The 26,521-nt window shown below is 70.3% G+C and carries 25 protein-coding genes, 1 other RNA gene and 1 riboswitch; of the genes, 13 read left to right on the forward strand and 13 right to left on the reverse strand.

What is annotated here, in order from left to right:
• Positions 1-29: 29 nt before the first annotated feature.
• Positions 30-719, reverse strand: coding sequence for a hydrolase (locus DES41_RS27310; protein ID WP_114470750.1), 690 nt, complete (start codon positions 717-719; stop codon positions 30-32).
• A gap of 77 nt (positions 720-796) precedes the next feature.
• Positions 797-1,663: a pirin family protein gene (locus DES41_RS27315; RefSeq protein WP_114470751.1), complete on the reverse strand. Its 867-nt coding sequence runs from the start codon at positions 1,661-1,663 to the stop codon at positions 797-799.
• A gap of 115 nt (positions 1,664-1,778) precedes the next feature.
• On the opposite strand from DES41_RS27315, the gene DES41_RS27320 reads away from it, so the two are divergent.
• On the forward strand, positions 1,779-2,681 hold the full coding sequence (locus DES41_RS27320; RefSeq protein ID WP_114470752.1) for a LysR family transcriptional regulator: 903 nt from the start codon (positions 1,779-1,781) through the stop codon (positions 2,679-2,681).
• A gap of 19 nt (positions 2,682-2,700) precedes the next feature.
• Here the strand turns inward: DES41_RS27320 and DES41_RS27325 are convergent, their stop codons facing one another.
• The 6 genes from DES41_RS27325 to DES41_RS27350 form a co-directional block, all read right to left on the reverse strand.
• Positions 2,701-3,192 carry a flavodoxin family protein gene (locus DES41_RS27325; RefSeq protein ID WP_114470753.1) on the reverse strand — a complete coding sequence of 164 codons (492 nt, stop codon included), beginning with the start codon at positions 3,190-3,192 and terminating at the stop codon, positions 2,701-2,703.
• On the reverse strand, positions 3,107-4,636 hold the full coding sequence (locus DES41_RS27330; RefSeq protein WP_170168302.1) for a UdgX family uracil-DNA binding protein: 1,530 nt from the start codon (positions 4,634-4,636) through the stop codon (positions 3,107-3,109). The genes DES41_RS27325 and DES41_RS27330 overlap by 86 nt, the downstream gene beginning before the upstream one ends.
• Positions 4,623-5,897, reverse strand: coding sequence for a putative DNA modification/repair radical SAM protein (locus DES41_RS27335; RefSeq protein ID WP_114470754.1), 1,275 nt, complete (start codon positions 5,895-5,897; stop codon positions 4,623-4,625). The genes DES41_RS27330 and DES41_RS27335 overlap by 14 nt, the downstream gene beginning before the upstream one ends.
• A gap of 32 nt (positions 5,898-5,929) precedes the next feature.
• Positions 5,930-6,889 (reverse strand): glycerophosphodiester phosphodiesterase family protein, encoded by a 960-nt coding sequence (locus DES41_RS27340; RefSeq protein ID WP_114470755.1) that lies wholly within the window; start codon positions 6,887-6,889, stop codon positions 5,930-5,932.
• 44 nt (positions 6,890-6,933) lie between these two features.
• Positions 6,934-7,899, reverse strand: a complete 966-nt coding sequence (locus DES41_RS27345; protein WP_114470802.1) for a choice-of-anchor A family protein — start codon at positions 7,897-7,899, stop codon at positions 6,934-6,936.
• A gap of 238 nt (positions 7,900-8,137) precedes the next feature.
• Complete coding sequence (locus tag DES41_RS27350) at positions 8,138-8,893, reverse strand: GntR family transcriptional regulator (RefSeq protein WP_114470756.1); 756 nt, start codon at positions 8,891-8,893, stop codon at positions 8,138-8,140.
• A gap of 169 nt (positions 8,894-9,062) precedes the next feature.
• Here DES41_RS27350 and DES41_RS27355 point away from each other — a divergent pair, with 169 nt between their 5' ends.
• The 3 genes from DES41_RS27355 to DES41_RS27365 are packed head-to-tail and all read left to right on the forward strand — an operon-like array spanning position 9,063 to position 12,901.
• Positions 9,063-10,706 carry a GMC family oxidoreductase gene (locus DES41_RS27355; protein WP_114470803.1) on the forward strand — a complete coding sequence of 548 codons (1,644 nt, stop codon included), beginning with the start codon at positions 9,063-9,065 and terminating at the stop codon, positions 10,704-10,706.
• Positions 10,707-10,747: 41 nt separating this feature from the next.
• Positions 10,748-11,731 carry a Bug family tripartite tricarboxylate transporter substrate binding protein gene (locus tag DES41_RS27360; RefSeq protein ID WP_114470757.1) on the forward strand — a complete coding sequence of 328 codons (984 nt, stop codon included), beginning with the start codon at positions 10,748-10,750 and terminating at the stop codon, positions 11,729-11,731.
• A gap of 3 nt (positions 11,732-11,734) precedes the next feature.
• Positions 11,735-12,901, forward strand: a complete 1,167-nt coding sequence (locus DES41_RS27365) for a mandelate racemase/muconate lactonizing enzyme family protein (RefSeq protein ID WP_114470758.1) — start codon at positions 11,735-11,737, stop codon at positions 12,899-12,901.
• Between the two features lie 25 nt (positions 12,902-12,926).
• On the opposite strand, the gene DES41_RS27370 is transcribed toward DES41_RS27365, so the two are convergent.
• The 5 genes from DES41_RS27370 to DES41_RS27385 all read right to left on the reverse strand — a co-directional run bounded on the left by DES41_RS27370 (position 12,927) and on the right by DES41_RS27385 (position 15,416).
• Positions 12,927-13,760 (reverse strand): SAM-dependent methyltransferase, encoded by an 834-nt coding sequence (locus tag DES41_RS27370; RefSeq protein WP_114470759.1) that lies wholly within the window; start codon positions 13,758-13,760, stop codon positions 12,927-12,929.
• A 5-nt stretch (positions 13,761-13,765) separates the two neighbouring features.
• Positions 13,766-14,575, reverse strand: a complete 810-nt coding sequence (locus DES41_RS27375) for a sulfite exporter TauE/SafE family protein (RefSeq protein WP_114470760.1) — start codon at positions 14,573-14,575, stop codon at positions 13,766-13,768.
• Between the two features lie 26 nt (positions 14,576-14,601).
• Positions 14,602-14,780, reverse strand: a non-coding RNA gene (gene ssrS, locus DES41_RS39915) — 6S RNA.
• 64 nt (positions 14,781-14,844) lie between these two features.
• Positions 14,845-15,159 (reverse strand): cell division protein ZapA, encoded by a 315-nt coding sequence (locus DES41_RS27380; protein WP_114470761.1) that lies wholly within the window; start codon positions 15,157-15,159, stop codon positions 14,845-14,847.
• A complete protein-coding gene (locus DES41_RS27385; protein WP_114470762.1) occupies positions 15,156-15,416 on the reverse strand; it encodes a cell division protein ZapB in 261 nt (86 codons plus the stop codon). Before DES41_RS27385 ends, DES41_RS27380 begins: the two co-directional genes overlap by 4 nt.
• A gap of 38 nt (positions 15,417-15,454) precedes the next feature.
• A riboswitch (cobalamin riboswitch) is annotated at positions 15,455-15,688 on the forward strand.
• Positions 15,689-15,831: 143 nt separating this feature from the next.
• Between DES41_RS27385 and DES41_RS27390 the strand changes: the two genes are divergently transcribed.
• The 9 genes from DES41_RS27390 to DES41_RS27430 all read left to right on the forward strand — a co-directional run.
• Positions 15,832-17,637, forward strand: a complete 1,806-nt coding sequence (locus tag DES41_RS27390; protein ID WP_425466399.1) for a TonB-dependent receptor domain-containing protein — start codon at positions 15,832-15,834, stop codon at positions 17,635-17,637.
• A complete protein-coding gene (locus DES41_RS27395; RefSeq protein WP_245965885.1) occupies positions 17,622-18,968 on the forward strand; it encodes a cobyrinic acid a,c-diamide synthase CobB in 1,347 nt (448 codons plus the stop codon). Before DES41_RS27390 ends, DES41_RS27395 begins: the two co-directional genes overlap by 16 nt.
• Positions 18,956-19,516: a bifunctional adenosylcobinamide kinase/adenosylcobinamide-phosphate guanylyltransferase gene (locus tag DES41_RS27400; RefSeq protein WP_114470764.1), complete on the forward strand. Its 561-nt coding sequence runs from the start codon at positions 18,956-18,958 to the stop codon at positions 19,514-19,516. Before DES41_RS27395 ends, DES41_RS27400 begins: the two co-directional genes overlap by 13 nt.
• On the forward strand, positions 19,513-20,376 hold the full coding sequence (locus DES41_RS27405) for an ABC transporter substrate-binding protein (protein WP_114470765.1): 864 nt from the start codon (positions 19,513-19,515) through the stop codon (positions 20,374-20,376). Before DES41_RS27400 ends, DES41_RS27405 begins: the two co-directional genes overlap by 4 nt.
• 109 nt (positions 20,377-20,485) lie before the next feature.
• A complete protein-coding gene (locus tag DES41_RS27410; protein ID WP_211333091.1) occupies positions 20,486-21,484 on the forward strand; it encodes a FecCD family ABC transporter permease in 999 nt (332 codons plus the stop codon).
• Between the two features lie 736 nt (positions 21,485-22,220).
• Entirely contained in the window at positions 22,221-22,982 is a 762-nt protein-coding gene (locus DES41_RS27415) for an ABC transporter ATP-binding protein (RefSeq protein ID WP_245965886.1), read from the forward strand.
• Positions 22,983-22,991: 9 nt separating this feature from the next.
• On the forward strand, positions 22,992-23,561 hold the full coding sequence (gene cobO / locus DES41_RS27420) for a cob(I)yrinic acid a,c-diamide adenosyltransferase (RefSeq protein WP_114470767.1): 570 nt from the start codon (positions 22,992-22,994) through the stop codon (positions 23,559-23,561).
• A complete protein-coding gene (gene cbiB / locus DES41_RS27425; protein WP_114470768.1) occupies positions 23,558-24,463 on the forward strand; it encodes an adenosylcobinamide-phosphate synthase CbiB in 906 nt (301 codons plus the stop codon). Before cobO ends, cbiB begins: the two co-directional genes overlap by 4 nt.
• Before the next feature lie 200 nt (positions 24,464-24,663).
• Positions 24,664-26,521 (forward strand): PAS domain S-box protein (locus tag DES41_RS27430; RefSeq protein ID WP_114470769.1); only part of this gene is annotated, 1,858 nt, incomplete at its 3' end.

Raw genomic sequence — 26,521 nt, forward strand, 5'->3', positions numbered from 1 at the left:
CATCGCGGCGCGCACCGCACGCATGGCGCTCAGGCGCGCTGCGAATCCAGGCCTTCGTTGTTCTTCGCCACTTCCTGCGCCCGGGCGTAGCTCTCGATCAGCAGCTGGTAGGGCGGGAACACGGCACTGTAGGCCTCGGCCCACTGCTGTGCATCGGGGCGGTTCCAGGTCTTCTGCACCTCCGAACACACGGCGGCGGTGTCCATCGGCACCACGCCGGCCTGCACGATCCGCGCCAGCGTGATCTCCTGCGCCATCTTGGAGTAGGTGCCCGAGGCGTCGACCACGGCGAACACCTGGTAGCCCTCGTGCACGGCGGCGATGCTCGGGAAGGCCATGCACACGCTGGTGATGGTGCCGGCGATGATGAGCTGGCGGCGTCCGGTGGCCTTCACCGCCGCCACGAATTCGGCGTTGTCCCAGGCGTTGATCTCGCCCTTGCGCGCGACGTACTGCGCGTGCGGCGCGTACTTGTGGATCTCCGGGATCAGCGGGCCGTTCGGGCCCTGCGGCACCGACGCCGTGGTGATGACCGGGATCTTCGCCAGCGTCGCGACCTTGGCCAGCGTGGTGGCGTTGGAGCGTACCTCGGTGAAGGGCATGTCCTTGATGGTCTGGAACAGGCCGCTCTGGTGGTCGATCAACAGCATCGCCGCGTTGTCGGGATCGATGACTGGCCGGGCGCCGTTGAAGTTGGCGGTGGTGGCGGGGGTGCCCATGGTGGATCTCCTGTGGGGGGTGCGCAAAGCCCTGGAACGGGCGGAACGGGCGGCCCCGTTGCCGGGGCCGTCGGATGTCAGGCTGGCATCCGGCCGAAACGGCCGGCGTTGAAATCGGCCATGGCCTGCTGGATCTCGGCCGGGCTGTTCATGACGAACGGGCCGTAGCCGACGATGGGTTCCTCGATCGGTTCGCCCGACAGCCACAGCACGCTCGCGTCGCCATTGGCTTCGATCGCCACGCCGCTGCCGGCGCGCTCCAGGTGCACCAGCTGCCCTTCACGGGCGGTGGTGTCGCCATTGACCTGCACCGTGCCGTGCAGCACCACCAGCGCGAGCGTGTGGCCCGGCTGGGCGTCGAAGCGGGCCGCGCCGCCCTGGCCGAGGCGGATGTCCCACACGTCCATTGGCGTGAAGGTGCGTGCCGGGCCGCGTTGCCCGTCGAACGCGCCGGCGATCACCCGCACCCGCCCCGCCCCGCCGGGCAGCGCCACCAACGGGATCTGCGCATCCAGCAGGGTCTGGTAGTGCGCTTCGGTCATCTTGTCCTTGGCGGGCAGGTTGACCCACAGCTGCACCATCTCGATCGTGCCGCCGCGCGCGGTGAAGGCGCGCGAGTGGAACTCCTCGTGCAGGATGCCGCCGCCGGCCGTCATCCATTGCACGTCGCCCGGGCCGATCAGGCCGCCGGCGCCGGTGGAGTCCCGGTGCTCCAGCTCGCCCTGGTAGACGATGGTCACGGTCTCGAAGCCGCGGTGCGGGTGCTGGCCCACGCCGCGCGGCTGCGTCGCCGGCGGGAATGGGGTCGGGGCCGCGTGGTCCAGCAGCAGGAACGGGCTCAGGTGCTTGCCCAGGCCGTCATAGCCGAACAGCGAGCGCACCGGAAAACCGTCGCCCACCCAGTGCGGGCGGGGAGCGCTGTAGACACCGAGTACCTTCTTCATGTGCATCTCCTTGCTTTGCCAGGACACCGGCCCTGGGCGATGTAGAGAGAATAGGATCGGAACGCTGGTCCCGGTAGTCGCCGATATGTGCCATCAGCGTTCCATTGGGTGAACGATGCAAGACCTGAACGATCTCTACTACTACGTGCAGGTGGTGGACCACGGCGGCTTCGCGCCGGCCGGCCGGGCGCTGGGCCTGCCCAAGTCCAAGCTCAGCCGGCGCATTGCGCTGCTCGAGGAGCGCCTGGGGACCCGGCTGATCCAGCGTTCGACACGGCGCTTTGCCGTGACCGAGACCGGCCAGACCTACTACGGCCACTGCAAGGCGATGCTGGTGCAGGCAGAGGCCGCGGACGAGGCCATCGCGCTGACGCATGCCGAGCCGCGCGGCGTGGTGCGCATGAGCTGCCCAGTGGCGCTGCTGGACACGCGCGTCGCCGACATGGTGGCGGCCTTCCTGGCCGCGCACCCGCGCGTGGAGCTGCATCTGGAGGAAACCAACCGCCGTGTGGACGTGGTGGGTGAAGGCATCGACGTGGCCATCCGCGTGCGTCCCCCGCCGATCGAGGACAGCGAGCTGGTGATGCGCGTGCTGGCCGAACGCGGCCAGTGCCTGGTGGCCTGCCCGCGGCTGCTGTCGGGTGTGGTTCCCGCGGTGCCGGCCGACCTGGCCGGCCTGCCCAGCATGGACCTGGGACTGCCGCAGCACGAGCACGTGTGGAACCTGATGGGCCCGGACGGCGCGCAGGTGGCACTGCGCCACCGGCCGCGCCTGGTCACGCGCGGCATGGTGGCACTGCGCGCGGCGGCCGTCGCCGGCGTGGGCGTGGTGCAGCTGCCCTCGATGATGGTGCGCGAGCAGATCGCGCGCGGCGAGCTGGTCCACGTGATCCCGGGGTGGGCGCCGCGGCGCGAGATCATCCACGCGGTGTTCGCCTCGCGGCGGGGCCTGCTGCCTGCCGTTCGCGCGCTGGTGGATTTCCTGGCGGAGCGGTTCCAGGCGCTGGACGAGGACTGAAGCTGCGCTGGCTGGTGGCTCAGAACACGCCGAGCGCCAGGCCCGCGGCCAGCCCTGCGCCCAGCTCCTCGGCGCTTTGCAGCTCGGCCGCAGCGATGTGCTTGGGCGCCAGGATCTGCGCGGGCGTCTGCGCGTGCGTGCAGACGATCAGCGGTTCGGCCGCCGCCTTGAGCCGCCAGCCCGTCGCGATGCGCGCGATCTGCCGCGCCGCGTTGCTGCCATCGCTGCCGGCGCAGACCAGCGCGGCATAGGGACGGCCCTGGATGCGGTCCAGCACCGGGTAGTAGCAGCGGTCGAAGAAGTCCTTCATGAGGCCGGCGATGGCGGCCAGGTTCTCGGGCGTGGCGAACACATAGCCGTCGGCCGCGAGCAGGTCCTCGGGGCCGGCGTCCACGGCTTTAAGCAAACGGGTCTGCACGCCTTCTTCAGTCTGCGCGCCCCGCAGCGTCGCCTGTGCCAGCTGCGCCGTGCCGCCGGTCAGGCTGTGGTGGACGATCAGCAGCGTCTTCATGGGCGGCCATGATAGGCGTGGCCGCCCGCAGGTCGGCCAGCCAGCCGGCGAAGGCCGCCTCAGGATCGGGTGTGTCCATGCGCAGCAGCGCTGCCGGGTGCAGGGTGACGAGCACGGGCAGGCCGTCGGCGCGGCGCAGCCACTGGCCGCGCGATGCGCCGACCGGCACCGCATGGCCCAGCAGCGCGCGCGCGGCCGTGGCGCCGAGCGCGACTGCCGCGCGCGGGCGCACCAGACCGATCTCGTGTTCCAGCCATTGGCTGCAGATGGCGGCTTCCTTCTGGCCGGCGGTCTTGTGCAGGCGGCGCTTGCCGCGCAGTTCGTACTTGAAGTGCTTGACGGCGTTGGTGAGGTACAGCGCTTCGCGCGACCAGCCGAGCTGCTCCAGCGCGCGCCGCAGCAGCTGGCCGGCGGGGCCAACGAAGGGCTGGCCACGCAGGTCTTCCTGGTCGCCGGGTTGTTCGCCCACCAGCATGAGCGCCGCGCCCAGTGGCCCCTCGCCGTGCACGGCCTGGGTGGCGTGCTGGCCGATCGGGCAGGCGCGGCACTGGGCCGTGGCCAGGCGCAGCGCTGCCAGCGTGCCCGGGGCGGCGATCTCTGCGGGGCGCTGGTCCAGCCGCAGCGCAATGGAGGCGGCGGGCCGGCGGTGCTGCGGATCGCTGGCGCCGTCTTCGACCATGCGGCCGCTGCGCTGGGCCGCGGCGTGCATGAGCGGGGAGATGAGCTGGGCCTCGGGCAGGTTCTTCCAGTAGCGGCGCGGCATCTCCTTTTGCATCATCGCGGGCTTGAGCCGGGCCGGGTTGAAGATGTGGGCGTAGTACGTCAGCCACAGCTGTTCGCCGGCATCGGGGCCGGGCGCGTCCTCGCGCCGCGCGCCGGGGCCGAAGACCAGCGCCTGTCCATCCCACTGGGCGCTGCGCTCGGGCGTCAGGATGGCCCAGTGCATCTGCGCGAAGCGGCGCGCGAAAAAGGGCGCCGTGGCGCACAGCGTGTGGTGCTCGGGTTCGAACCAGGCCACGTGCCGTGCGCCGGGCAGCGGACGAAAGCGCACGAAGGCCGTCATCTTGTGCATGTCTCGCCGCACCGCGCGGGCCATGCGTTCGGCCAGCAGGCGGTCAGCGTCGAGCGGGTCTTCGCGCAGGGCCGGTTCGGCCAGCAGGCGCCAGACGAGGCGGTACAGCAGTGCGAAGCGGCCTGGGTCGCGGTGCAGCGCGGCGCGCTCGAGCAGCGCCACCATCTCGGCCGGCAGGCGAAACGGCGCTGCGGGGGCGGCTTCGGGCAGCTGGGGCGCCTCGTCGAACAGGTCGCCTGCGTCTGCCAGCTGCCACTGCACGGCCTCGGGCGGGGACTGCTGCGCGATGAGGCGCCGTACTGCGGCCTTGAAGCCAGCCAGGTCGTCGGGCGCAGCCAGCCGCACGGTGCGCAAGCGGTCAAGCGTCTGCATGGGCGTCGAACAGCGAGGCCTGGCGCGGCCTGGGGCGCAACTGGGCAGCGAGTTGCGCGCTGTCCAGCCCGCGCGCGGTGGCGCCCGGCACGCTCACGAAGGGCAGCAGCTTGCGCAGCGGCACGCCCAGGCGGCCGAGGTCGTCCACGCGCAGCACGCGCTGGCGCCGCGCCAGCAGCAGGCGGTCGACCGACTTCACACCCAGGCCGGGCACGCGCAGCAGCAGCTCGCGCGGCGCACGGTTGAGGTCGACGGGGAAGCGTTCGCGGTGGGCGAGCGCCCAGGCCAGCTTGGGGTCGATGTCCAGCGCCAGCATGCCGTCGCTGCCGCTGGCGATCTCGTCGTGCGCGAAACCGTAGAAGCGCATCAACCAGTCGGCCTGGTAGAGCCGGTGCTCGCGCACCAGCGGCGGCGCGGCGGGCGGCAACTGGCGCGAGGCGTCGGGGATGGGGCTGAAGGCCGAGTAGTACACGCGCCGCAACCGGTACGAGCCGTACAGCGTGGCGCTGGTGGCCAGGATGCTGCGGTCGCTCGCCGCATCGGCGCCGACGATCATCTGCGTGCTCTGGCCGGCCGGTGCGAAGCGCGGCGCTTCGGCCGGCCTGGGGCGCGCCGCGGGCAGGGTGGTGGGCCGCACGGCGGCGCGTTCGCCCTTGGCATCGTCGATGTGCACGCGCAGCCGGGCCATCGAACGGCGGATGGCCTGGCCGTCCTTCTCGGGTGCCAGCGCCACCAGGCCTTCGTCGGTCGGCAGCTCGATGTTGATGCTCAGGCGGTCAGCGTAGCGGCCGGCGCGGGCCAGCAGCTCGGCGCTGGCCTCGGGGATGGTCTTCAGGTGGATGTAGCCGCGGAAGTCGTGGTCCTCGCGCAGGCTGCGCGCCACCTCGACCACCAGTTCCATGGTGTGGTCGGGGCTCTTGATGATGCCGGAGGACAGGAACAGGCCTTCGATGCAGTTGCGCCGGTAGAAGTCCAACGTCAGCTGCACCACCTCGTCCGTCGTGAAGCGCGCGCGCGGCACGTTGCTGCTGACGCGGTTGACGCAGTACAGGCAGTCGTACAGGCACCAGTTGGTCAGCAGCACCTTGAGCAGCGAGATGCAGCGGCCGTCCGGGGCGTAGCTGTGGCAGATGCCGGCGCCCTCGGTGGAGCCGATGCCGCGTCCGCCGATGGAGTCGCGCGTGGTCGTGCCGCTGGACGCGCAGGAGGCGTCGTATTTGGCGGCATCGGCGAGGATGGCGAGCTTGCGGTCCAGTTCCATGGCAGTGCCATGATACTGGATGGAAAAACAGTTTAGAGAAAGTGGCTTTCCGCCGCACGCGCCTGCAGCGCGAGATCGGGGTAGTTGCTGAACACACCGTCCATGCCCCAGCCCATGAACTTGCGGTACTCGGGCAGGGCGGTGGCAGCGCGTGCCTCGTTGAAGGTGTAGCCGTGCACCGTGAGGCCGGCCGCGTGGGCCATCTCGATGAAGCTGCGCGACATGCCTTCACCGCGGATGTTGATGCCCACGCCGCTGGCGAAGCCCGCAATGTGGGCCAGGTCCATGGCCAGCAGGCGGTTGGCCGAGCCGCTGAGCAGCACCACGCGGTAGCCCAGGCCGAGCGCCTGCTGGCGCCGCCCGAGGTTGCGCACGGTGTCCAGATCGAAGGACTGCAGAAAGACCTTGTCGCTGCCGACATAGCCGGCGGCGGACAACACGCTGAGCAAGTGGCTGGCCAGGCGCGGGCCGGGCTGCTTGGCCTCCGGGTACAGGCCGATGGCGCGCGCGCCCTCGGCCTCCAGCCGGCGCGCGAGCAGGATGATCTCTTCCAGCGTGGGCACGCGCAGCGGGTGGGCGGCGCTGGGCTGGAAGCCGGGCACGCTCAGTGCGGCGCTGCCTTGGGGGCGCATCGCCAGTTGGCGGATCTCTTCGAGCGAGAAGTCGGCCACGCGCCAGCCACCGTTGCGCGCGGCGAAGCGGGTGGCGGCGTCGGTGGTGCGCTCCAGCGTCGCGTCGTGCATGGCCACCAGCTGGCCATCGCGCGTGAGGTGCAGGTCGGGCTCGATGCAGTCGGCGCCCATGCGCACGGCCAGCTCGTAGGCGGCCAGTGTGTGCTCGGGCAGATAGCCGGAGGCGCCGCGGTGGGCGATGACCAGAGGCGGGGCGCCGTCGCGTGTGGGCCAGCGGCTCTTTTTCAGTGCGTGCGCCGGCAGGCAGCTTGCCGCGGCCAGCGCCATCGCGGTGCGGCGGGAAACCAGGGAAGTTCGCATGGCCCCATATTAGGGCAAGGCATGCGGCTCCCCCGCAATGGGCTTCAAGACACCAGCTTGCGGCGGCGCGTGGCGATGCAGAGCATGGCCAGGCCGACCCCGAACAGCGCCAGCTGGCTGGGTTCGGGCACCTCGGCCACGGCGTCGCCGGGCAGCGTGGCCACTGGGAGCTGGTCGGGGCGCTCGGGCTGGATCGGCTCGGGGAGCCGATAGGCGGCCACCTCGGTGCTCTGGAAGCTGCGCGTGCCCGGCAGCGTCAGCTGGGCCTGCCAGTCCGCCACCACCACATTGCCGCTGATGGTGCCGTTGCCGCCCTTCACCGTGGCATGGGGCGCCAGGATGCTGGCATCCAGCGAGATGCCGGCGAAGGTGATGCTCTCGGCCTCGTAGAAGTTGAGCAGCACGTTGTAGCCGGACAGGCCACCCAGCATGCCGTTGGACAAGCTCAGGTGGCTGCCGCCGATGTTGAAGATGAGGGTGCTGCCGTAGGCCAGATTGCTCAGGTTGCTCCAGCCATTGCCGGTGAAGTCGCTGGCCGTGAGCTGGAACACGTCGACCGCGCTCTTCGTGCCCGCCAGGTACAGGCCGCCCCATTGGCTCTGGCTGCTGCCGGTGGCGCCCAGGCCGGCTAGGCCGCTGGACAGGCTGCCCATCTGCTGGGCCAGCGCCGCGAAGCCCAGCGGCGCCTCGCCGCTCAGCCATTGGCCGTTGATGCTCATGCCCTTGGTGTCGCGCGTGCCGCCGACGTAGGCGTTGCCCGCGATGGAGCCATTGCTGTAGCTGAGGTCGCCGCCGACGACCAGGCTCTTGCCGTTCAGCGAGAACCCGTTGGCCGCGAAGTCGCCCGCGACGGCGACGCTGCCGCCGATGCTGTTGTTGTTGCTCTTGAAGTCGCCGAAGCTGACCAGGCTGTAGGCGTTGGCCAGGCCCAGGTCGACCGGCGCAGCGAATGCCGTCGAGGCACCGAGGAAGGTGGCGAAGCCGAGCAGAAAGCGAGACGATTTGAACATTCTGAATCCTGAAACCCGTGCCGGAACCGGCGTAAAACTGAGCGAGTGGGCAGGATTGTGTTCACTGGCGGGCGCAAATCTGGCCCTGTGGCGGAGCAGGGCTGGCAAAGTGCCCAGTACTTCACGGTGCTCCGCGTCGGCGGGTTGCTTCCCGTGACTTTGTTGCACCGGCTGCAGCGGGCGCGCAACGCGATGTCGCCGCGACGTTGCCGCGATGGCGCGTGCAACCCACGGGATCTCAGGGTCTGCGTGCGTTCCGCTCGGGCGGCGTGAGGTCCATCTCGAGGCGGAAGAGGTCGCCGCGGTAGGTCACCTCGCCCAGGTAGATGATCCGTCCACGCGCGTCGGTGAAGACCCGCCGAACCTGCGCAATGGCGTCGCCGACATGGATGTTCAGCAGCCTTGCCACGTCCATGTCTGCATTGGCAATCGTCAGTACCTGGCGGGCCTGCGCGATGCCGCCCTCCGTGAGTTCGGCCAGCAGCGGAACCACCGCCTCGGTGCGGTAGCGCTCGGGCGCGGTGCGGAAAATGGCCTCGTCCAGGTGGATCTCGATCACGCAATAGGGCTCGTCCTTCTCCGAATGGACGCGCCGCATGTAGACGTAGCGTTCTGCGGGGATGCCGTCTTTCGCCTGCAGCGGTGCGTCGGAAATCGATTCGTTGATGGTGACGATCTGCGGGCGGGTGTCCTTGAACGCCTGTGCCAGCGCGTCCACCGACGCATGCACGGTCTGCCATTCACGCTGCCATTGCCGCTGGATGGGGACGGCCGTCACGAAAGTGCCCTTGCCGCGTTGCGGCGACACGAGACCTTCCCGTGCCAAGACGTCGACAGCCTGCCGGACCGTGACGCGCGCCACGCCGAATTCGCCCACCATGGCTTCGAGCGAAGGTACTTTCTCACCGTTTTTCCAGACCCCTCTTGCGATGCGCTTGCGCAGCAGGTCTGCAATTTGCAGATACAGCGGGACGGCGTTGTCTGAAAAAGTCATGCGGTCTGGCGTTGGAAAAGTGGGCGGTGCGGGTATGTGGTGCGCAGGAGCGCGGAGCATGCCAGCTTTCGAAGCACGTGTTATCCCTATAGACTAAACGTATGGTCTATAGGACTATATGCACATCTTCAAAAGCCACCGCAAGGACTTCGCAGTGCCTCCCAACCCCATGCCATCCGCATCCACCAGCGCCAGGGCGTGGGACTACATCATCGTTGGCGCAGGTTCGGCGGGTTGCGTCCTGGCCAACCGTCTGAGCCAGGATCCGGCTTGCCGGGTGCTGCTGCTGGAGGCGGGCAGCCGGTCCAGCAACTTCTGGCTCAGGTTGCCGGTGGGCTACTTCCGGACCATCTACGACAAACGGTTTTCCTGGCAGTTCGCCACGCAGGCGCAGCCCGAAACCGGTGGGCGCACGATCGTCTGGCCGCGCGGCAGGGTGCTCGGAGGGTCCAGCGCCATCAACGGCCTGCTCTACATCCGGGGGCAGCATGCCGACTATGACGACTGGGAGCGCCTGGGCGCCACGGGCTGGGGCTACCGCGATGTGCTGCCGTTCTTCAGGAAGTCGGAAAAGTACGCCGGAACGCCTTCCGAGTACCACGGCGTGGCGGGCGAGCTCGCCGTGTCCGACCTGCGCAACGACCATCCCTATTGCCGGGCCTGGCTGCAGGCCGGGCAGGAGGCCGGCTTCGCCGCAACAGCCGATTTCAATGGTGCGCAGGACGCGGGGCTGGGCAGCTACCAGCTCACCTTGCGGGGCCACTGGCGCTGCAGCGCTGCAGATGCCTTCCTGTTCCCCGTTGCCGGCCGGCCCAATCTCAGCATCGCGACCGAGGCATTCGTCAGCAGGATCGTGATCGAGGGTGGACGGGCCGTGGGCGTCGAGTGGACGCAGGGCGGCCAGCGCATCGTCGGGCGTGCCGACCAGGAGGTGGTGCTGGCGGCCGGTGCCCTGCAATCGCCGCAGCTGCTGCAGTTGTCCGGCGTCGGTCCGGCCGACCTGCTGCGGCGGCACCAGATCAAGGTGCAGGCGGACGCCCCCGAGTGCGGCCGCAACCTGCAGGACCACTACCAGGCGCGAGTGGTCGTCAAGCTGAAGCACCGCGTTTCGCTGAACGACGACATCCGCAACCCGTTCAAGCTGCTGCAGATGGGGGCGCAATGGGCGTTCGGCCAGCGCGGGCCGTTGACGGTGGGCGCGGGGCAGGTGGGTGGCCTGGTGTGCAGCGCGCACGCCGAGGGCGGCCGTCCGGACCTGCTCTTCAACGTGATGCCCTTGTCGGTCGACAAGCCGGGCGATCCGCTCCATGCCTTCTCGGGGTTCTCTGCGTCGGCAGCGCAATGCCGGCCCCGTTCCATGGGCCATGTGGAGATCAGGTCCGCCGATCCGGCGGACCCTCCGCACATCGTCACGAACTACCTGACCGACCCGCACGACGCCAAGGTGCTGGTTTCGGGCCTGGAGATCCTGCGCGACATCTACCAACGGCCCAGCTTCCGCGCGTTGCTGGCCAAGGACGAATACGCGCCAGGCGACGCGATGCGCTCGAAAGCCGAACTGGAACACTACGCGCGCCACAAGGGCGGCACGGTGTTTCATGCCAGCGGCACCTGCCGCATGGGCTCGGACGACCGTGCCGTGGTGGACCCGGCGCTGCGGGTGCGCGGCATCGATCGCCTGCGCGTGGTCGATGCCTCGGTGATGCCGCGCATGGTGTCGACCAACACGAACGCCGCTGCGATTCTCATCGGAGAAAAAGGCGCGGCCCTGATCCAGGACGCCGCGCCGCCCGCAGCGCCAGCCCGCATCTGACGCTTCGCCACATACCACCAATTCGAACCAGGAGACTGATCTTGAACTTGCCGATCGCGATTGCCACCGCCTGCGCCGCAGGTGCCCTGCTGCTGCCGCAGCTTGCCGCCGGAGCAGAAGACGCCGGCTATCCGGCCAAACCCATCACCTTGATCGTGCCCTTTCCGGCCGGCGGCGTGATCGATGCGACCGCGCGCATGGTCGCGGAGAAACTGCAGGCGCAGTTGAAAACGACGGTGGTGGTTGACAACCGGCCCGGCGCCGGCGGCACCATTGGCACGGCGCTGGCCGCACGCGCGCCGGCCGATGGCTACACCTTCCTGGTCGGCGATGCGGCAACGCAGGTCTACAGCCCGGCCATCTTCAAGAGCGTGAAGTACGACCCGGTGAAGAGCTTTGCGCCGATCGGGCAGATCAGCTATGGCCCGCTGGTCGTGCTGGTGGGCAGCAAGAGCCCTTCCAAGTCCTTCCCCGAACTGCTAAACGAGATCAAGGGCGGCGCAGAGAAGATCAACTACGCCAGCAATGGCAACGGCAGCACGCCGCATCTGGCCACCGAGATGTTCAAGCAGATGGCCGGGGTCAAGAGCGCCCACATCCCGTTCAGCGGAGGGCCGGCGGCGATGACGGCGCTGGCAGCGGGCGACGTCACCTACTCCATCAACCACATCCCGCTGGCCATGAGCATCATCGCCACGGGGCGGGTGAAGCCGGTGGCGACCACGGGCGCCATGCGTTCGCCCGTCTTCCCGGACCTGCCCACGCTCGGGGAGGCCGGCATCAAGGGCTTCGAGGCTTATTCGTGGATCGGGCTGTTCGCACAGGCGGCCGTTCCGGCCCAGATCCAGCACAGGATGTCGGCCGAACTCAAGACGGCACTGGAGGACCCCGGCCTGCAGAAGAAGATGGCCGCGTTGGGCGACGTGGCGTTCTACCGCAGCCCGGAAGACCTGAACCGCTATGTCGGCGCCGAGACCGCGCGCTGGGTGCCCATCATCCGTGCCTCCGGCATCGCGCTGGACTGACGCATGGTGCTGCCCATCGATACCGCGTTGGCCGTCGAACGGCTGGATGTCTTCGTCTTGCGCGCGCCGGCAGACCCGCCGGTGCAAACGTCGTTCGGCACCATGCGCGACCGCCCGGCTGTGCTGTTGCGGGTGGTGGATGCGCACGGCGTGTTCGGATGGGGCGAGGTCTGGTGCAATTTCCCCGTCGTGGGGGCCGAACACCGTGCGCGCATGGCCGCCACCTACCTGCGCCCGCTCGTCTGCGGCCAGCGTTTCGACAGCCCTCTGGCATGTTTCGAGGCGCTGACCGACAAGCTGTCCGTGCTGGCGCTGCAGTGCGGCGAGCCCGGCACCTTGCAGCAGATCGTTGCCGGGCTGGATGTTGCCGTGTGGGATCTCGTGGCACGGCGTGCCGCCATGCCCTTGTGGCGGCTGTTGTCGCCCGCTGCTGGGCCCGCGCGACCGGCGCCGGTCGCGCTGTATGCCTCCGGCATCAATCCCACCCAGCCCGAGAAGCTGGCCGCAGCCAAGCTGGCCGAGGGCTACCGTGCCTTCAAGATGAAAGTGGGGTTCGGGGCCGAGCGCGATGCGGCCAACCTGCAAGCGGTGCGCGATGCGATCGGTGCCGATGCCCCTCTCATGGTCGACGCCAACCAGGCCTGGAACATGGGCGAGGCCATTGCCGCCGGCCGCCGCATGGAACGCTTCGGCCTGGCCTGGCTGGAAGAGCCGGTCCGCGCCGATGCCAGCCCTGCCGACTGGGCACGCCTGGCGGTGGAGCAGCCGCTCGTGCTGGCCGGCGGAGAGAACCTCGCAGGCATGCCGCAGTTCGCGTCGTTCATCGGTGCCCGCGGTATGTCCGTGGTCCAGCCCGACCTGGGCAAGTGGGGCGGTTTCAGCGGCTGCGTGCAGGTCGGCAGGCTGGCGCTGCAGCACGGCAAGACCTTCTGCCCCCATTGGCTCGGCGCAGGAATCGGGCTGACCGCGTCCTTCCACCTCAAGGCGGCAGTCGGCGGGCCGGGCTACGTGGAGGTGGACGCCAATCCCAACCCGTTGCGCGAGGTGTTGGCCGTGCCCGGGTTTGCCCTCTCCGAGGGCGCGGTGCAACTCGACGACCGCCCCGGGCTCGGTGTCGTGCCGGACCTGGTGGCTTGCCGCGACTTCATCGTCGAGGTGCCCGGGACCTGAGGTGCGCGCACCGGGCAGGCCGGACTCAGTCGGCGCAGTCCTCGCCGCTGCTGCGCGCCAGTGCCGCGCCCTTCAGCAGGCCCAGCGCGCCGTCGGCCTGGGCCAGCACCAGCTGCTCGCCCTGCAGGCGCAGCTGCATCTGCGTGCGTGCGCCGGGCAGCGAATGCAGCGTGTCACCCTCGATGCGGCCGGCGTACTCGCGCACGCGCCCGCCGCGCGTCATCATGGCAGTGAACTGCTGGAAGCTCTGCTTCACCTCGAAGCGCATGCCGCCCAGCATGCCGGCACCGCACCACAGGCCGTGCACCTGCGCCGGGACCGTCCACAGCTGCACCTTGCTGGTTTTCTCCAGGCCCACCTTCTTGTCGGGCACGGGCAGCACCGTGGTCTGGTCGGGCTTCCAGTCGCCCATGTCCCAATCGTGCGAAACGATGCGCGTGCCGGGCTTGAGCGCCAGCAGGCGTGGGCGCAACGCCAGGTTCACATCGGGCAGCAGGTACATGGTGATGACGCTGGCGCCCGAGAGGTCGGTCTGGAAGATGTCTTCCACGCGGAACTGGGCGCGGTCGGCCACGCCGGCGATGCGGGCGTTCTCCTGGCTCTGGCGCACGAGGTCGGGCACGATCTCCACGCCCAGGCCGCTGGCGCCGAAGCGCTGCGCCGCCACGATCACGATGCGGCCGTCGCCCGAACCGAGGTCGATCAGGCGATCCTGCGGCCCCACCTGGGCAATGCGCAGCATCTCCAGCGTGACGTTGTCGGGGGAGGTGACGAAGGGCACCTCTTCGAGTGCGTGGGCCGGCGCGGCGAGCGATGTGGCAAGGGCCGCGCAGACCAGCGCGGTGCGGGAACGGAGCATGGCGTTCAAGCGGTCAGACCTTTGTAGAGCATGTAGGCGGCCAGCAGGTACAGCATGCTGGCGAACACGCGCTTCAACATGGCCACGGGCAGCGCGTGCGCCGCGCGGGCGCCGTACGGCGCGGTGAGGAAACTGGCCAGCGCGATCACGGCCAGCGCGGGCAACCAGACATAGCCCAGCGCGCCGGGCGGCAGATCGGCCACGCCCTGGCCGGCGACCAGGTAACCCGCCACGTTGGCCACGGCGATCGGAAAGCCCAGCGCCGCGCTGGTGGCCACCGCGTTGTGGATGGCCACGTTGCACCAGGTCATGAAAGGCACGCTGACGAAGCCGCCACCGGCGCCCACCAGGCCCGACAGGAAGCCGATGGCACCGCCGGCCGCGAGCCGGCCTGGCGTGCCGGGCAACTGGCGCGCGGGCTTGGGCTTTTTGTCCAGGAACATCTGCGTGGCTGAGAAGCCCACGAACAGGCCGAAGAAAATCGCCAGGTAGGCGCCCTTGAGCAAGGCGAACACCCCCAGGCTGGCCACCAGGCTACCGAGCACGATGCCGGGCGCCAGCGTCTTGACGATGTCCCAGCGCACGGCGCCGCGCTTGTGGTGCGCACGCACACTGGCAACCGAGGTGAACATGATGGTGGCCATCGAGGTGGCGATGGCCATCTTCACCGCCAGGTCGGCCTGCACGCCTTGCTTGGACAGCAGGAAGGTCAGGAAGGGCACCATCAACATGCCGCCACCGATGCCCAGCAGGCCGGCCAGAAAGCCACTGCCCACGCCCAGCAGCACGAGCTCGATCACCAGCACAAGCGTCATGGAAGCGGGGGCGAGGGGGAGAGAAAAAGGTGTCTGCAGATGCCACCGGGCCGCAGCCTGAACCGGCGGTTCAGGTGGGCGAGGTCAGCCCGGAGTTGGGATCATCTGACGCGAGACGTTCACGCTCCCCAGGAAATTTCCAAGCCCGAGCTCATATGAGCATTGGTTCAAGGACATAAAAGCCCGGTGCGCACCGCAGACGCCTTCATTCTAGGACGATTGCGCGAACTCGGTGGCGCAAAGAACGTACGGATTGCGGTGTTGAGGCTTTACAAAAGCCTGCCGTCGTCACCCAGCGCCGCGTCGAGCTGGGCAAGGATGGCCGCGAGCTGCGCATCGGCGGGCAGCGACGCGATGGGTGCGGCACCGGCCGTGTTCGCGCGAGGCGGCTCGGTCTGGTCGAACGCGAGATTCAGCGCGGCCAGCACGGCGATGCGGTCGCGCGCCCGGATCTTGCCGGCGTCGCGGATCGCGCACATGGCGCTGTCCACGCGCTGCACGGCCTCGAGCATGCGCTCCTCGCCGCCATCGGGGCAGCCGAGCAGGTAGCTCTGGCCGAGGATCTTGGCTTCGATCTGCTTCATGGCAGGTCTCCCACGTCCGTGCTGTCCTTGCGGTAAGCCGGGGCCGGTGCGACCGTGATCGACTCGGGCAGGCGTTCGAGCAGGGCGTCGATGCGGGCGCGTGCAGCGCCCAGGCGCGACTTGAGCGAATCGCGCTCGTGCGTGAGCAGCGCGACCTGCTCGGTCAGCAGCGCATTGGTGCGCTGCAGTTCACGGTGGCGGACCAGCAGCCGCTCCGTGCGCTCGGCGATCTGCTGGATTTGCGTGGCTTGGTCCATGGCGGGCGCATTGTAGGAGCCTGTGGGGCCGGCCCCCCCGTAGAATCCGCGCCGTTGGTGCTCGCGGCGTGGTTCACGCGCCGCGGTTCAACGGGAAGCAGGAGGGTGCGCCCCGCACGGGGCCATCTAACCTGCGCTGCCCCCGCAACGGTAAGCGGCCGAAGCCTTCGATGGCTTCTCCTCCATCACGACGCCACTGCGAGCCCTGCTCGTGGGAAGGCATTGGAGTGTGCGCCGCCAGCCCGGATACCGGCCAACGAGGTGGCTGCGCCTGGCGCGGCCTGTGTGCCCATCGCCGGCGGGGAAGCTGGCGCGGGCGGTTTATTCGGGTTCCGCTTCCATGAAGTTCTCTTCGTCCCACGTGCGCCTAGCTGCGCTCCCCCTGGCCCTGTCCGCCTGCTGGCCGCTCGTTGCCATGGCGCAGAGCCAGCCTGCGTTGCAGGACACCGTGGTCACCGCCACGCGCAGCGCCCGGCCACTGGCCGACCTCGTGGCCGATGTCTCCATCATCGACCGCACGACTATCGAGCGCAGCGGCGCCGTCGGCGTGGCCGACCTGCTGGCGCGCCTGCCCGGTGTGCAGTTCGCACGCAGCGGCGGCCCGGCAGGAACCACCAGCGTGTTCGTGCGCGGCGCCGAGTCGCGCTACACCCCGGTTTACCTGGACGGCGTGCGGCTGGACTCGCAATCCACCGGCGGTGTGCAGTGGGAGCAGATTCCGCTGTCGCAGCTCGACCGCATCGAGCTGCTGCGCGGCCCGGCAGCCGCGGTCTACGGCTCGGATGCCGTCGGCGGCGTGTTGCAACTGTTCACGAAGAAGGGCGAGGTCGGCAAGCCCGCGCCCTTCATCGGCGTGGGCGGCGGCAGCCACGGCAGCTGGCGCGCCGAGGGCGGCATCAGCGGCCGTGCCGGCACCGACAGCGCGATCGACTACGCCCTGGGCGTGACCAAGGAGCGCAGCAGCGGCTTCGATGCCATGCCGGCGCGGCTGCGCGGCGCCTTCGACAGCGCCACGAACCCGGACAAGGATGGCTACGAGCGCCTGTCCGGCAATGCGCGCTTGGGCCTGCAGATCAACAAGGCGCACCGGATCGACGCCACGCTGCTGGCCAGCCAGCTGGAATCGCAGTACGACGACTCCTTCTCCTACAACCCGGCCAGCCCGCAGGACGACCGCACCCACAACCGGCTGCGCACTGCAGGCGTGACCCTGTCTAGCCAGTGGACCGAGGCGTACAGCACGCGGCTGCAGTTCACCGACTCGCACGCACGCTACGCCACCACGCCGTCCTTCTACCGCACCGAGACCGACCTGCGCGGCTACCTGTGGCAGAACGAATACCGCCTGGGCGTGCACACGTGGTCGGCCACGCTGGAGCGCCGCGAGGACGGCCTGCGTAACGACCCCATCGACCGAGACCGCAGCCAGAACGCACTGGCGCTGGGCTACGGCCTGAACGCCGGCCCGCACGCGCTGCAGCTGCACCTGCGCCGCGACGACGACAGCGAGTTTGGTGGCAAGACCACCGGCAGCGCGGCCTACGGCTACGCCATTACGCGCGCGCTGCGTGCGACCGTGTCGGCCGGCACCTCGTTCCGGGTGCCCACGCTGTACCAGCGTTTCAGTGAATACGGCTCGGCCAGCCTGCAGCCCGAAGCAGGCCGCAACATCGAAGCCGGCCTGCGCTGGACCGAGGGCGCCAGCAGCGCCAGCGTGACGGTCTACCGCAACCGCGTGCGCCACATGATCGACTACATCGACGGCGCGGGCGCCTGCGCCTCGTCCTGGGGCTGCTACCAGAACGTGAACCGCGCGCAGTACCAGGGCATCACGCTGGCGGGCCAGCACCAGATCGCCAATGTGAGGCTGCGCGCCTCCGTCGACTTCCAGGACCCCAGGGACCTGGAGAAGGATCGGCAACTGGCACGCCGGGCCAAGCGCTTCGCGACGCTGGGCGCGGACACGCAGGTCTCCGGCTGGACGCTCGGCGCCGAGGCGCAGCTGTCCAGCAAGCGCCGCGAGTACGACGACTTCGGCGGCACCGTCTACACACTGGGCGGCTACACGCTGCTCAACCTGCACGCCAGCACCCCGGTCGCACGCGACTTCACGCTGAGCGCACGCGTCGACAACCTCACCGACAAGCAATACGAGACCGCGCGGCTGTACGACACGGGTGGCCGCACGCTGTGGGTCGGACTCAAGTGGGCGCCGAACTGAGCCAGCGCTGCCCGGCCATCCTCGTCGCCGCCCCGGCCTCGGGCCAGGGCAAGACCACGGTGGCTTGCGCCCTGGCGCGGCTGCACGCGCGCCAGGGCCGGCGCGTGCGCGCCTTCAAGTGCGGGCCCGACTTCCTCGACCCGTTCTGGCTCGCCCAGGCCAGCGGCGCGCCGGTGCACCAGCTGGACCTCTGGATGACGGGCGAAGACGACTGCCGCGCGCGCCTGCATGCGGCGGCACGGGATGCCGACCTCCTCATCGTCGAAGGCGTGATGGGCCTGTTCGACGGCGAGCCCAGCGCGGCCGACCTGGCGCGCCGCTTCGACCTGCCGGTGCTGGCCGTGGTCGACGCTGCCGCCATGGCCGGCACCTTCGGCGCGCTGGCGTTCGGGCTGCAGCACTACCAGGGCGGCCTGCGCTGGGCCGGCGTGCTGGCCAACCGCGTGGCCAGCGCACGCCATGCCCAGCTGCTGCAGGGCGGCCTGCGCGAGCCTGCCGACTGGCTGGGCGGCCTGCCGCGCGACAGCCGGCTGACGCTGCCCGAGCGCCACCTGGGCCTGACCGTGGCGACCGAACTGGACGACGCCCTGGCCCGGCTCGATGCTGCGGCCGATGCACTGGCCGCCACGCCGCTGGGCCGGCTGGAACCGGCCGCGCTGCAGCGCTGGGCCGTGGACTTCACGGCGCCCACCGCCGCAGCGGCCGGCCGGCCGCTGGCGGGCCGCACCATCGCCGTCGCGCGCGACGCTGCCTTCTGCTTCATCTACGCCGCCAACCTCGAATGCCTGCGCGCACTCGGTGCGGAACTGCGCTTCTTCTCGCCGCTGGCCGGCGCCGCGCTGCCGGCCTGCGACGCGCTGTGGCTGCCGGGCGGCTACCCGGAGCTGCACGCGGCAAGGCTGTCGGCCAACCGGGCGCTGCAGGCCAACCTGGTCGCGCACGTGCAGGCCGGCAAACCGGTCTGGGCAGAATGCGGCGGCATGATGGCGCTGTTCGACACCCTGGTGGACACCCAAGGCCAGGCGCACGCGCTGTGGGGCCTGCTACCCGGCCGCGTGCAGATGCAGCCGCGGCTCGCGGCGCTGGGGCCGCAGCAGCTCACGCTGCCGGCCGGCACGCTGCGCGGCCACACCTTCCACTACTCCACCTGCGCGACACCGCTCGCGCCCCTGGCGCGCACGGCGCGGCCGGGGCAGGCGCCTGCGCCGGATGCCGGCGAGGCCTTGCTGCAGCACGGCAGCATCCGCGCGAGCTACTTCCACGCCTGGTTCGCGTCCTCTCCGGCCGCCACGGCCGCCTTGTTCACCAGGCCGAACCGATGGCCGAACTGATCCTGGGCGGCCAGAAAAGCGGCAAGTCGCGCCGCGCCGAACTGCTGGCACGCGACTGGCTGGCCGGTGGCACCGGCCGCAGCGCCGTGCTGATCGCCACCGCGCCCGGCGACGACGCAGAGATGCGCGCGCGCATCGCGCGCCACCGCAGCGACCGCGCCGCACGCGTGCCGGGCCTTCAGTCGGTGGAAGAGCCGCTGCGGCTGGCCGAGACCATCGCGGCCCTCAGCACGCCCCACAGCCTGCTGGTGGTGGACTGCCTCACGCTGTGGCTGACCAACCGCTTGATGCCCCTGGCCGGGCCGGCCTGCAGCGCCGATGAACTCGAGGCCGCGCAGCAGGCGCTGGAGCAGGCCGTGCGTGCTGCCAGCGGCCCGCTGCTGTTGGTCGGCAACGAGATCGGCCTGGGCGTGATCCCGATGGGGCGCGAGGTGCGCGCCTTCGTCGATGCGCTGGGCAGCCTGAACCAGCGCATGGCGGCCTGCTGCGCCCGCGTGACGCTGATGGCTGCGGGCTTGCCGCTGGTGTTGAAAGACGAAACCGCATGATGCTGACCCGCCTGCTGCTGGCGCTGGCCTGCTGCTGGAGCACCCTGGCCGCAGCCTACGAGATCACCGACGAGACCGGCGCGCGCGTGCACTTCGACGCGCCGCCCGCGCGCATCGTCTCGCTGCTGCCTTCGCTGACCGAAACCGTCTGCGCGCTCGGCGCCTGCGCGCGCCTGGTCGGCGTGGACCGCTTCTCCAACTGGCCGCCCGAGGTGCGCCAGCTGCCGCAGCTGGGCGGCGGTGTGGACCCGAACATCGAGGCGGTGGTGCGCACGCGGCCCGAGCTGGTGCTGGTCTCGCACGGCGGCCGCGTGGCCGAACGCCTGCGCGGCCTGGGGCTGAAGGTCGTCGTGCTCGAGCCCAAGAACCATGCCGACGTGCGCCGCGTGCTGGGCACCGTGGGCCAGCTGCTCGGCCTGCCCGAAGCGGCGCCCGCGGCCGTCTGGCAGCGCATCGAGCAGGGGCTCGACGCGGCGGCCGCCACGCTGCCGGCCAAGGCACGCCAGGCGCGCGTCTACATCGAGGTCAGCCGCGGCCCGTATGCGGCCAGCGCCGGCTCCTTCATCGGTGAAACGCTGGCGCGCCTGGGCGTGGCCAACGTGGTGCCGGCCACGCTGGGGCCATTCCCCAAGCTCAACCCCGAGTACGTGGTGCGCGCCGATCCCGACCTCATCATGCTGGCCAACCGCACCATGCAGGCCGAGATCGACTATCCGGGCTGGCGCGCCATGCGCGCGGTGCGCGAGCAGCGCATCTGCCTGTTCTCGCTGGACGACGCCGAGATCGTGGTGCGGCCCGGCCCGCGCATGGACCAGGCCGCGCGCGTGATGGCGGATTGCCTCCAGGCCAAGGCGCCATGAGCGCAACTGGCAAAGGGCCCCGCCGAGCGGCGATCGACAGCAGCGCGAGCGGTGCCGGCCGCTGGCTGGCGCGTGCCTTGTACGCCACCGTGCGTCCCCAGGCGGCGCCATGAACCAGTGCCGTGCGGCCTGGCTGGCGCTCGCGCTGGCGGTGCTGTCCGCGAGCCTCGCGCTGCTCGGCGCCAGCGTGGGCAGCACCGGCTTCGACTGGCCCTGGCGCCTGCGGGACGACCCCATGGGCTGGCAGATCGTCTGGGACATCCGGCTGCCGCGCACCTTGGGCACCTGGCTGGCCGGCGCATTGCTGGGCCTGGCCGGCGCCATCGCGCAGGGCCTGTTCCGCAATCCGCTGGCCGATCCGTATCTGCTCGGCAGCGGCTCGGGCGCGCTGCTGGGCGTGGCCGCCAGCATGGCCGCACTGGGCGGCTCGCCGTTCGCGCTTTCGTGGATCGCGCGCATGGGGCTGGCCGGCGCGGCCTTTGTCGGCGCCATGGCCGGCGTGCTGCTCACGCTCGCGCTGGCGCAGGGCGTGCAGCACACGCTGCGCCTGCTGCTGGCCGGCGTGATCGTGGGCGTGGTGCTGAGCGCCTTCACCTCGCTCCTGATGCTGCTCTCGCCCGAGATCATGCAGGCGCTGCAGGCCTTCATGCTGGGCAACACCAGCACGGTGGGCTGGTCGGCCTGCGCGCTGATGGCCGTGCCCTTGGCGCTGGCCGCGTTGGTGGCCTGGGCGCTGTCGCCCACGCTGGATGCGCTGGCGCTGGGCGAGGCCACCGCCACCAGCCTGGGCATCCCGCTGCCGGTGATGCGCATGGCGCTGGTCGCCACGCTGGGCCTGGCCACGGGCGCGGCCGTCGCGCAGACCGGCCTGGTGGCTTTCGTGGGCCTGGCGGCGCCGCACCTGGCGCGCTCGCTGGTCAAGGTCACGCACGGCCGGCTGATCCTGCTGGCCGCGGGCACGGGCGGCGTGCTGCTGCTGGCCGCCGACATCCTGGCGCGCTGGCTCATCGCGCCGCAGGAACTCCCCGTGGGCGTGCTGACGGCGGTGCTGGGCGGCACCTATCTGTTGTGGCTGATGCGCCAGCGCACGCGAGGCGGTGTGCTGTGAGCGCAGCAATGACCCCAGGCCGAGCGCAGCAATGGCCCGAGTGCGAGGCCGAGCGCAGCGATGGCCCGTGTGGGACTTCCCCCTGTGCCCCTGCCGAGGAGCGCAGCGCCATGGGCTGCGCGGGGAACCTCGCGCTTTGTGAACTGACTCATTGCGCTTGTTCGAGCGTAGTGAACGCAGTGAACGGTGCGAGTTGCGCAATGCAGCCCATGGCGCGAGCACCGCAGGTTGCCTGGAGCGAAGCGGAAGGACAGGGGCACCGGGGTCGCCTTCTTTTGCTTACTTTTCTTGGCGAAGCAAGAAAAGTGAGTCGTCGTGCGGGGGCGAAAACCCCGCCTCCTCATTCCGATCAGCAGTTGGTGTGCATAGAAAACACTGCTTTGAAACAAGCACCAGGGACCGGGATATGCCCCCGGCAGTGCAGTCACTTTCTCTTGGCTACCGCCCAAGAGAAAGTAACCAAAGAGAAGGCGGCCCCGGTGCCCCCGTCCCTCCGCTGGCGCTCCGGGCAACCTGCGGTGCTCGCCGCCTGGGCGCATTGCACAACTCGCACCGTTCACTGCGTTCACTACGCTCGAACAAGTGCAATGAGTCAGATGTTGAAGCGCGAGGTTCCCCGCGCCGCCCAGTCCACTGCGCTCCTCGGCGTGGGCACAGGGGTGGGAGCGGGGTCACACACGGGCCATCGCTGCGCTCGGTCCATCGCTGCGCTCGGCCTGACGCGGGAGCTGGAGTCGTGACTACCACGCTCGAAGCCCGCAATCTGCACGCATCGCAGGGCCTGGTCGAGGTGCTGCATGGCGTCGACCTGCGCCTGTCGGCCGGCCATTGGACCTCCGTCGTCGGCCCCAACGGCGCCGGCAAGTCCACGTTGCTCAAGGCGCTCGCCGGACTGTTGCCCAGCACGGGCCAGCTGCTGCTCGACGAACGGCCGCTGGCCGGGTACAGCGGGCGCGAACGCGGCCGGCGCATCGCCTGGCTGGGCCAGAACGAGGCTGCAGCGGACGATCTGTCGGTCTACGACGTGGTCATGCTGGGCCGGCTGCCGCACCGGGCCTGGTTGGCCGCACCGGGCGCGGCCGACCACGCCGCCGTCGAAGAGGCGCTGCGCGCCACCCATGCCCTGGCCTGGTCCGCCCGGCCGCTGGCCCGCTTGTCGGGCGGCGAGCGCCAGCGCGTGCTGCTGGCGCGCGCGCTCGCCGTGCAGGCCCCCGTGCTGCTCATGGACGAACCGCTGGCCAACCTCGACCCGCCCCACCAGGCCGACTGGCTGGCCATGGCCCGTGCGCTGGCGCGCGCCGGCCGCACGGTCGTCAGCGTGCTGCACGAGCTGCCGGCCGCGCTGCAGGCCGATGCGCTGGTCATCGTCGAGCGCGGGCGCATCGTGCACCACGGCGCCACTGGCGACGCCGCCACGCACCGCGCGCTGGAGGCCGTGTTCGCGCGCCGCGTGGCGGTGCACAGCGTCGCCGGCCAATGGATCACCATCCCCCGCTGAGAACCACCCATGCAGATCGAAACCCCACCCAGCACCAAGCCATACGAGAAGCCCGAGGGCGAGCGCCGCGGCATCGTCATCGTCAACACCGGCGACGGCAAGGGCAAGAGCACAGCCGCGTTCGGCCTGGCGCTGCGCGCGCACGGCCGCGGCAAGCGCGTGAAGGTCTACCAGTTCATGAAGGTGCCCACGGCGCGTTTCGGCGAGCACCGCATGTTCGAGCAGCTCGGCATGCCCATCGAGGGCCTGGGCGACGGCTTCTCCTGGAAGAGCCAGGACCTGGAACGCTCGGGCCAGCTGGCGCGCGAAGGCTGGGAGAAAGCCAAGGCCGCCATCCTGTCGGGCACGTACTTCATGGTCACGCTGGACGAGATCACCTACCCGCTGATCTACGGCTGGCTGCCGCTGGACGATGTGCTGGCCACGCTGCGCGCGCGGCCCCGGGAGGTGCATGTGGTGCTGACCGGCCGGCGTTGCCCGCCCGAACTCATCGAACTGGCCGACACCGTGACAGAGATGACGCTGGTCAAGCACGCGTTCAAGGCCGGCATCCCGGCCCAGCGCGGCATCGAGGATTGACGGCCGCCGCGGCCCTGTGGGTCGCGCTGCTGGTGGACCGCCTGTGGGGCGAGCCGCCTGCTGCGCTGCACCCGGTGGTGGCCATGGGCCGCTACCTGGGCTGGGCCGGCGGGCGGCTGCCGCAGGCACCGGCCGCGGCCTTCTCCGCCGGTGCGATGGCTTGGTGTGCCGGCGCGCTGGTGGTCGGCGCGTTGGCGGCTGCGCTGCAATGGGCGGTGCTGGCCTGGTTGCCCGGCTGGGCCGCCGCGCTGCTGCTGGGCCTGGCACTCAAGCCGATGCTCGCCTGGCGCATGCTGCACGACGAGGTGCAGGCGGTCGAGACCGCGCTGGGCCATTCGCTCGCCGCAGGGCAGGCGCGGCTGGCCATGCTGGTCAGCCGCGATGTGGCGCCGCTGGATGCCGGCACCGTGCGCGAGAGCGCCATCGAATCGTTGGCCGAGAACCTCAACGACTCGGTGGTCGCGCCGCTGTTCTGGTTCCTGCTGGCCGGCCTGCCTGGCGCTGCCGTGTTCCGCTTTGCCAACACCGCCGATGCGATGTGGGGCTACCGCTGCGTGCGCGGCGGGCGCGACTGGGAGTGGGCCGGCAAATGGGCCGCCCGGGCCGACGACGTGCTGGGCTGGGTGCCGGCGCGCATCACGGCCGTGTTGCTGTGCCCGCTGCGCGCCCATGCCGCCCTGGTGGTGGAGGCGGGCCGCACCACCTCGCCCAACAGCGGCTGGCCGATGGCCGCCATGGCCCTGCGCCTGGGCGTTCGGCTGCGCAAGCCGGGCGTCTACGCGCTCAACAGCCAGGGCAGGGCGCCGCAGCCTGCCGATGTGGCGCGTGCCTTGCGACTGGCCGGGCGCGCCGTGGCCGCCGTGGGCGTGTCGCTGGGCGCCCTGGCGGCGCTGCTGCTCTGATGCGCCCAGCGCATCACAGTCCGGGCCACGCTGCGTGACACGGTAGAACCGGTGTCGATATGGATCGAATCCTGGGGCGAATTCATTTATAAACGGTAACAACTCTAAACCGGTCCGGACTTTCACGCGAGGAGCGCCCACGGATGCCTGTTCCGTCACCGACGACGTCTCCGTTGCGCGCCTGAACGAGGCCTGCCGCCATGCGCGCCTCGCCCCCTCTGCAGGACAGCGGCTCCACCGCCGGGGCGGCAGTCGCGTGCGCTGCGCCGCGCGCCTTGGTCGTCTGCGATGCGGCCGGCCGCGTCGAGCAGGCCAATGCCGCCTGGTTGCAGCTGTTCGCCGTGCCCGGCGGCCCGGTGCCCTCCTTGCTCGATGCTGCGCTGTATGCCGATGCGCAGGGCGGGCCGCAGCAGCTGCTGCAAGCGCTGGAGGCCGGGGGCGGCGCCGTCCAGGACCTGCGGCTGCCGCTGCGGCGCCACGACGGGTCGGTGTTCATGGCCTGCGTGCAGTGCGCCAGGCTGCTCACCGGCGGGCAGACCTGGTACACGGCCTGGGTCGGCGAGGACGCGGCGCAAGGTGTGGCGGACAGGCCGCTGCAGCGGCAGGACGGTGAAGCGGAACTGCTGCACAACCTGCAGGTGGGCATCGTGTTCACGGGCGGCGGCACGATCCTGCGGGCCAATGCGAAGTTCGCGCAGATCTACGGCTTCGCCGATCCCCAGGCGCCGGTCGGCCTCGACACGTCATGCCTGTACGAGGACGCAGACGAGGCCCGGCGTGTCGCCGCCGAATTGGCCCGCACCTTCGCGCTGGAGGCCAATTACAGCGGCACCTGGAGCGCCCGGCGCCAGGACGGCGTCCGCTTCATGGCCTGCGGGCGGGCCCGCGCGGTGGCGATGCCCGAGCAGGGCGACGCCACGATCTGGATCATCGAAGACGAGGCGGAGATCCGCGACGCGGAGGAGATCCGCAAGGAGAACGAGAGCTACAGCCGCATGTTCCAGGAGTCGCACATCGCCATCTCGATCTACGACCCTGTGACCGACTACTACGTGGACTGCAACGAGGCGGCACGCAAGCTCTACGGCTTCGAACGTGCCGAGGACCTGCGCGGCCGCACCGTGCTGTCGATCTCCGCACCCATGCAGGAACGCGGGCCCACCGAGAAGATCCTCGCGGCCGGCCGGCGCAACCTGAACGACACCGGCCGTGAATCGCCCAGCTTCGAATGGCGCCATCGTCGCCCGGACGGCACGGACTGGATGGCCGAATGCCGCGGCACCACCTTCCGCTACCGTGGCCGCACGCTGATCCAGTTCACGCTGATCGACATCACCGCGGCCAAGGAGACGCAACGCCAGGTCAAGGAGATGGCGGTCTTCCTGCAGACCATGATCGACCGCATGCCCAACGCCGTGTACTACAAGGGGCCGGACACGCGCTTTCTGGGCTGCAACGAGGCCTTCGAGCAGGCACTGGGCGTGCAGCGCGCCGACCTCGTCGGCAAGCGCGTGGACGAACTGGAGCAGATGCCCGAACCCCTGCGCAGCCATCTGCAGGCCGAGGACGAGCGCGTCATCGCCGAGGCGGCGCATGTGCAGCGGGAGGCCAGCTTCCTCTTCGCCGATGGCCGGATGCACCAGGTGCTCTATTCGGTCAGCGGCTTTCGCAAGCGCGATGGCAGCCCGGGCGGCCTCGTCGGCGTGGTGGTCGACCTGGAGGCGCTCAAGGCCGCGGAGACCGCACTGGGCGTGGCGCAGAAGGAGCAGGCCGCGATGTTCGAGACGGCGGGCGTGGGCATCGCCTTCGTGCGCGACGGCGTCATGGCGCGCTGCAACCGCGAACTGGACAGCATGTTCGGCTATGCCGCAGGCGAGTTGCAGGGCCAGCGCATGGGCATCTGGTATGGCAGCGGTGCGGACCACGACGAGGCCCAGCTGCGGCTGGAGCAACGCATCGGCATGCCGCGCGACAGCCACCACGACCAGGAGTTCGTGCGCAAGGACGGCGCGCGCTTTTGGGGCCGGGTCACCGCGCGCCACATCGATGCGGACACCA

Source organism: Pseudorhodoferax soli, assembly GCF_003337555.1.
Classification (GTDB): Bacteria; Pseudomonadota; Gammaproteobacteria; order Burkholderiales; family Burkholderiaceae_C; genus Pseudorhodoferax; species Pseudorhodoferax soli.

Excerpts from the sequence above, each read along its gene's own strand:
- DES41_RS27310 (WP_114470750.1), bottom strand. The coding sequence starts at position 719 with ATGGGCACCCCCGCCACCACCGCCAACTTCAACGGCGCCCGGCCAGTC.
- DES41_RS27315 (WP_114470751.1), bottom strand. The coding sequence starts at position 1,663 with ATGAAGAAGGTACTCGGTGTCTACAGCGCTCCCCGCCCGCACTGGGTG.
- DES41_RS27320 (WP_114470752.1), top strand. The coding sequence starts at position 1,779 with ATGCAAGACCTGAACGATCTCTACTACTACGTGCAGGTGGTGGACCAC.
- DES41_RS27325 (WP_114470753.1), bottom strand. The coding sequence starts at position 3,192 with ATGAAGACGCTGCTGATCGTCCACCACAGCCTGACCGGCGGCACGGCG.
- DES41_RS27330 (WP_170168302.1), bottom strand. The coding sequence starts at position 4,636 with ATGCAGACGCTTGACCGCTTGCGCACCGTGCGGCTGGCTGCGCCCGAC.
- DES41_RS27335 (WP_114470754.1), bottom strand. The coding sequence starts at position 5,897 with ATGGAACTGGACCGCAAGCTCGCCATCCTCGCCGATGCCGCCAAATAC.
- DES41_RS27340 (WP_114470755.1), bottom strand. The coding sequence starts at position 6,889 with ATGCGAACTTCCCTGGTTTCCCGCCGCACCGCGATGGCGCTGGCCGCG.
- DES41_RS27345 (WP_114470802.1), bottom strand. The coding sequence starts at position 7,899 with ATGTTCAAATCGTCTCGCTTTCTGCTCGGCTTCGCCACCTTCCTCGGT.
- DES41_RS27350 (WP_114470756.1), bottom strand. The coding sequence starts at position 8,893 with ATGACTTTTTCAGACAACGCCGTCCCGCTGTATCTGCAAATTGCAGAC.
- DES41_RS27355 (WP_114470803.1), top strand. The coding sequence starts at position 9,063 with ATGCCATCCGCATCCACCAGCGCCAGGGCGTGGGACTACATCATCGTT.
- DES41_RS27365 (WP_114470758.1), top strand. The coding sequence starts at position 11,735 with ATGGTGCTGCCCATCGATACCGCGTTGGCCGTCGAACGGCTGGATGTC.
- DES41_RS27370 (WP_114470759.1), bottom strand. The coding sequence starts at position 13,760 with ATGCTCCGTTCCCGCACCGCGCTGGTCTGCGCGGCCCTTGCCACATCG.
- DES41_RS27375 (WP_114470760.1), bottom strand. The coding sequence starts at position 14,575 with ATGACGCTTGTGCTGGTGATCGAGCTCGTGCTGCTGGGCGTGGGCAGT.
- DES41_RS27380 (WP_114470761.1), bottom strand. The coding sequence starts at position 15,159 with ATGAAGCAGATCGAAGCCAAGATCCTCGGCCAGAGCTACCTGCTCGGC.
- DES41_RS27385 (WP_114470762.1), bottom strand. The coding sequence starts at position 15,416 with ATGGACCAAGCCACGCAAATCCAGCAGATCGCCGAGCGCACGGAGCGG.
- DES41_RS27390 (WP_425466399.1), top strand. The coding sequence starts at position 15,832 with ATGGCGCAGAGCCAGCCTGCGTTGCAGGACACCGTGGTCACCGCCACG.
- DES41_RS27400 (WP_114470764.1), top strand. The coding sequence starts at position 18,956 with ATGGCCGAACTGATCCTGGGCGGCCAGAAAAGCGGCAAGTCGCGCCGC.
- DES41_RS27405 (WP_114470765.1), top strand. The coding sequence starts at position 19,513 with ATGATGCTGACCCGCCTGCTGCTGGCGCTGGCCTGCTGCTGGAGCACC.
- DES41_RS27410 (WP_211333091.1), top strand. The coding sequence starts at position 20,486 with ATGAACCAGTGCCGTGCGGCCTGGCTGGCGCTCGCGCTGGCGGTGCTG.
- cobO (WP_114470767.1), top strand. The coding sequence starts at position 22,992 with ATGCAGATCGAAACCCCACCCAGCACCAAGCCATACGAGAAGCCCGAG.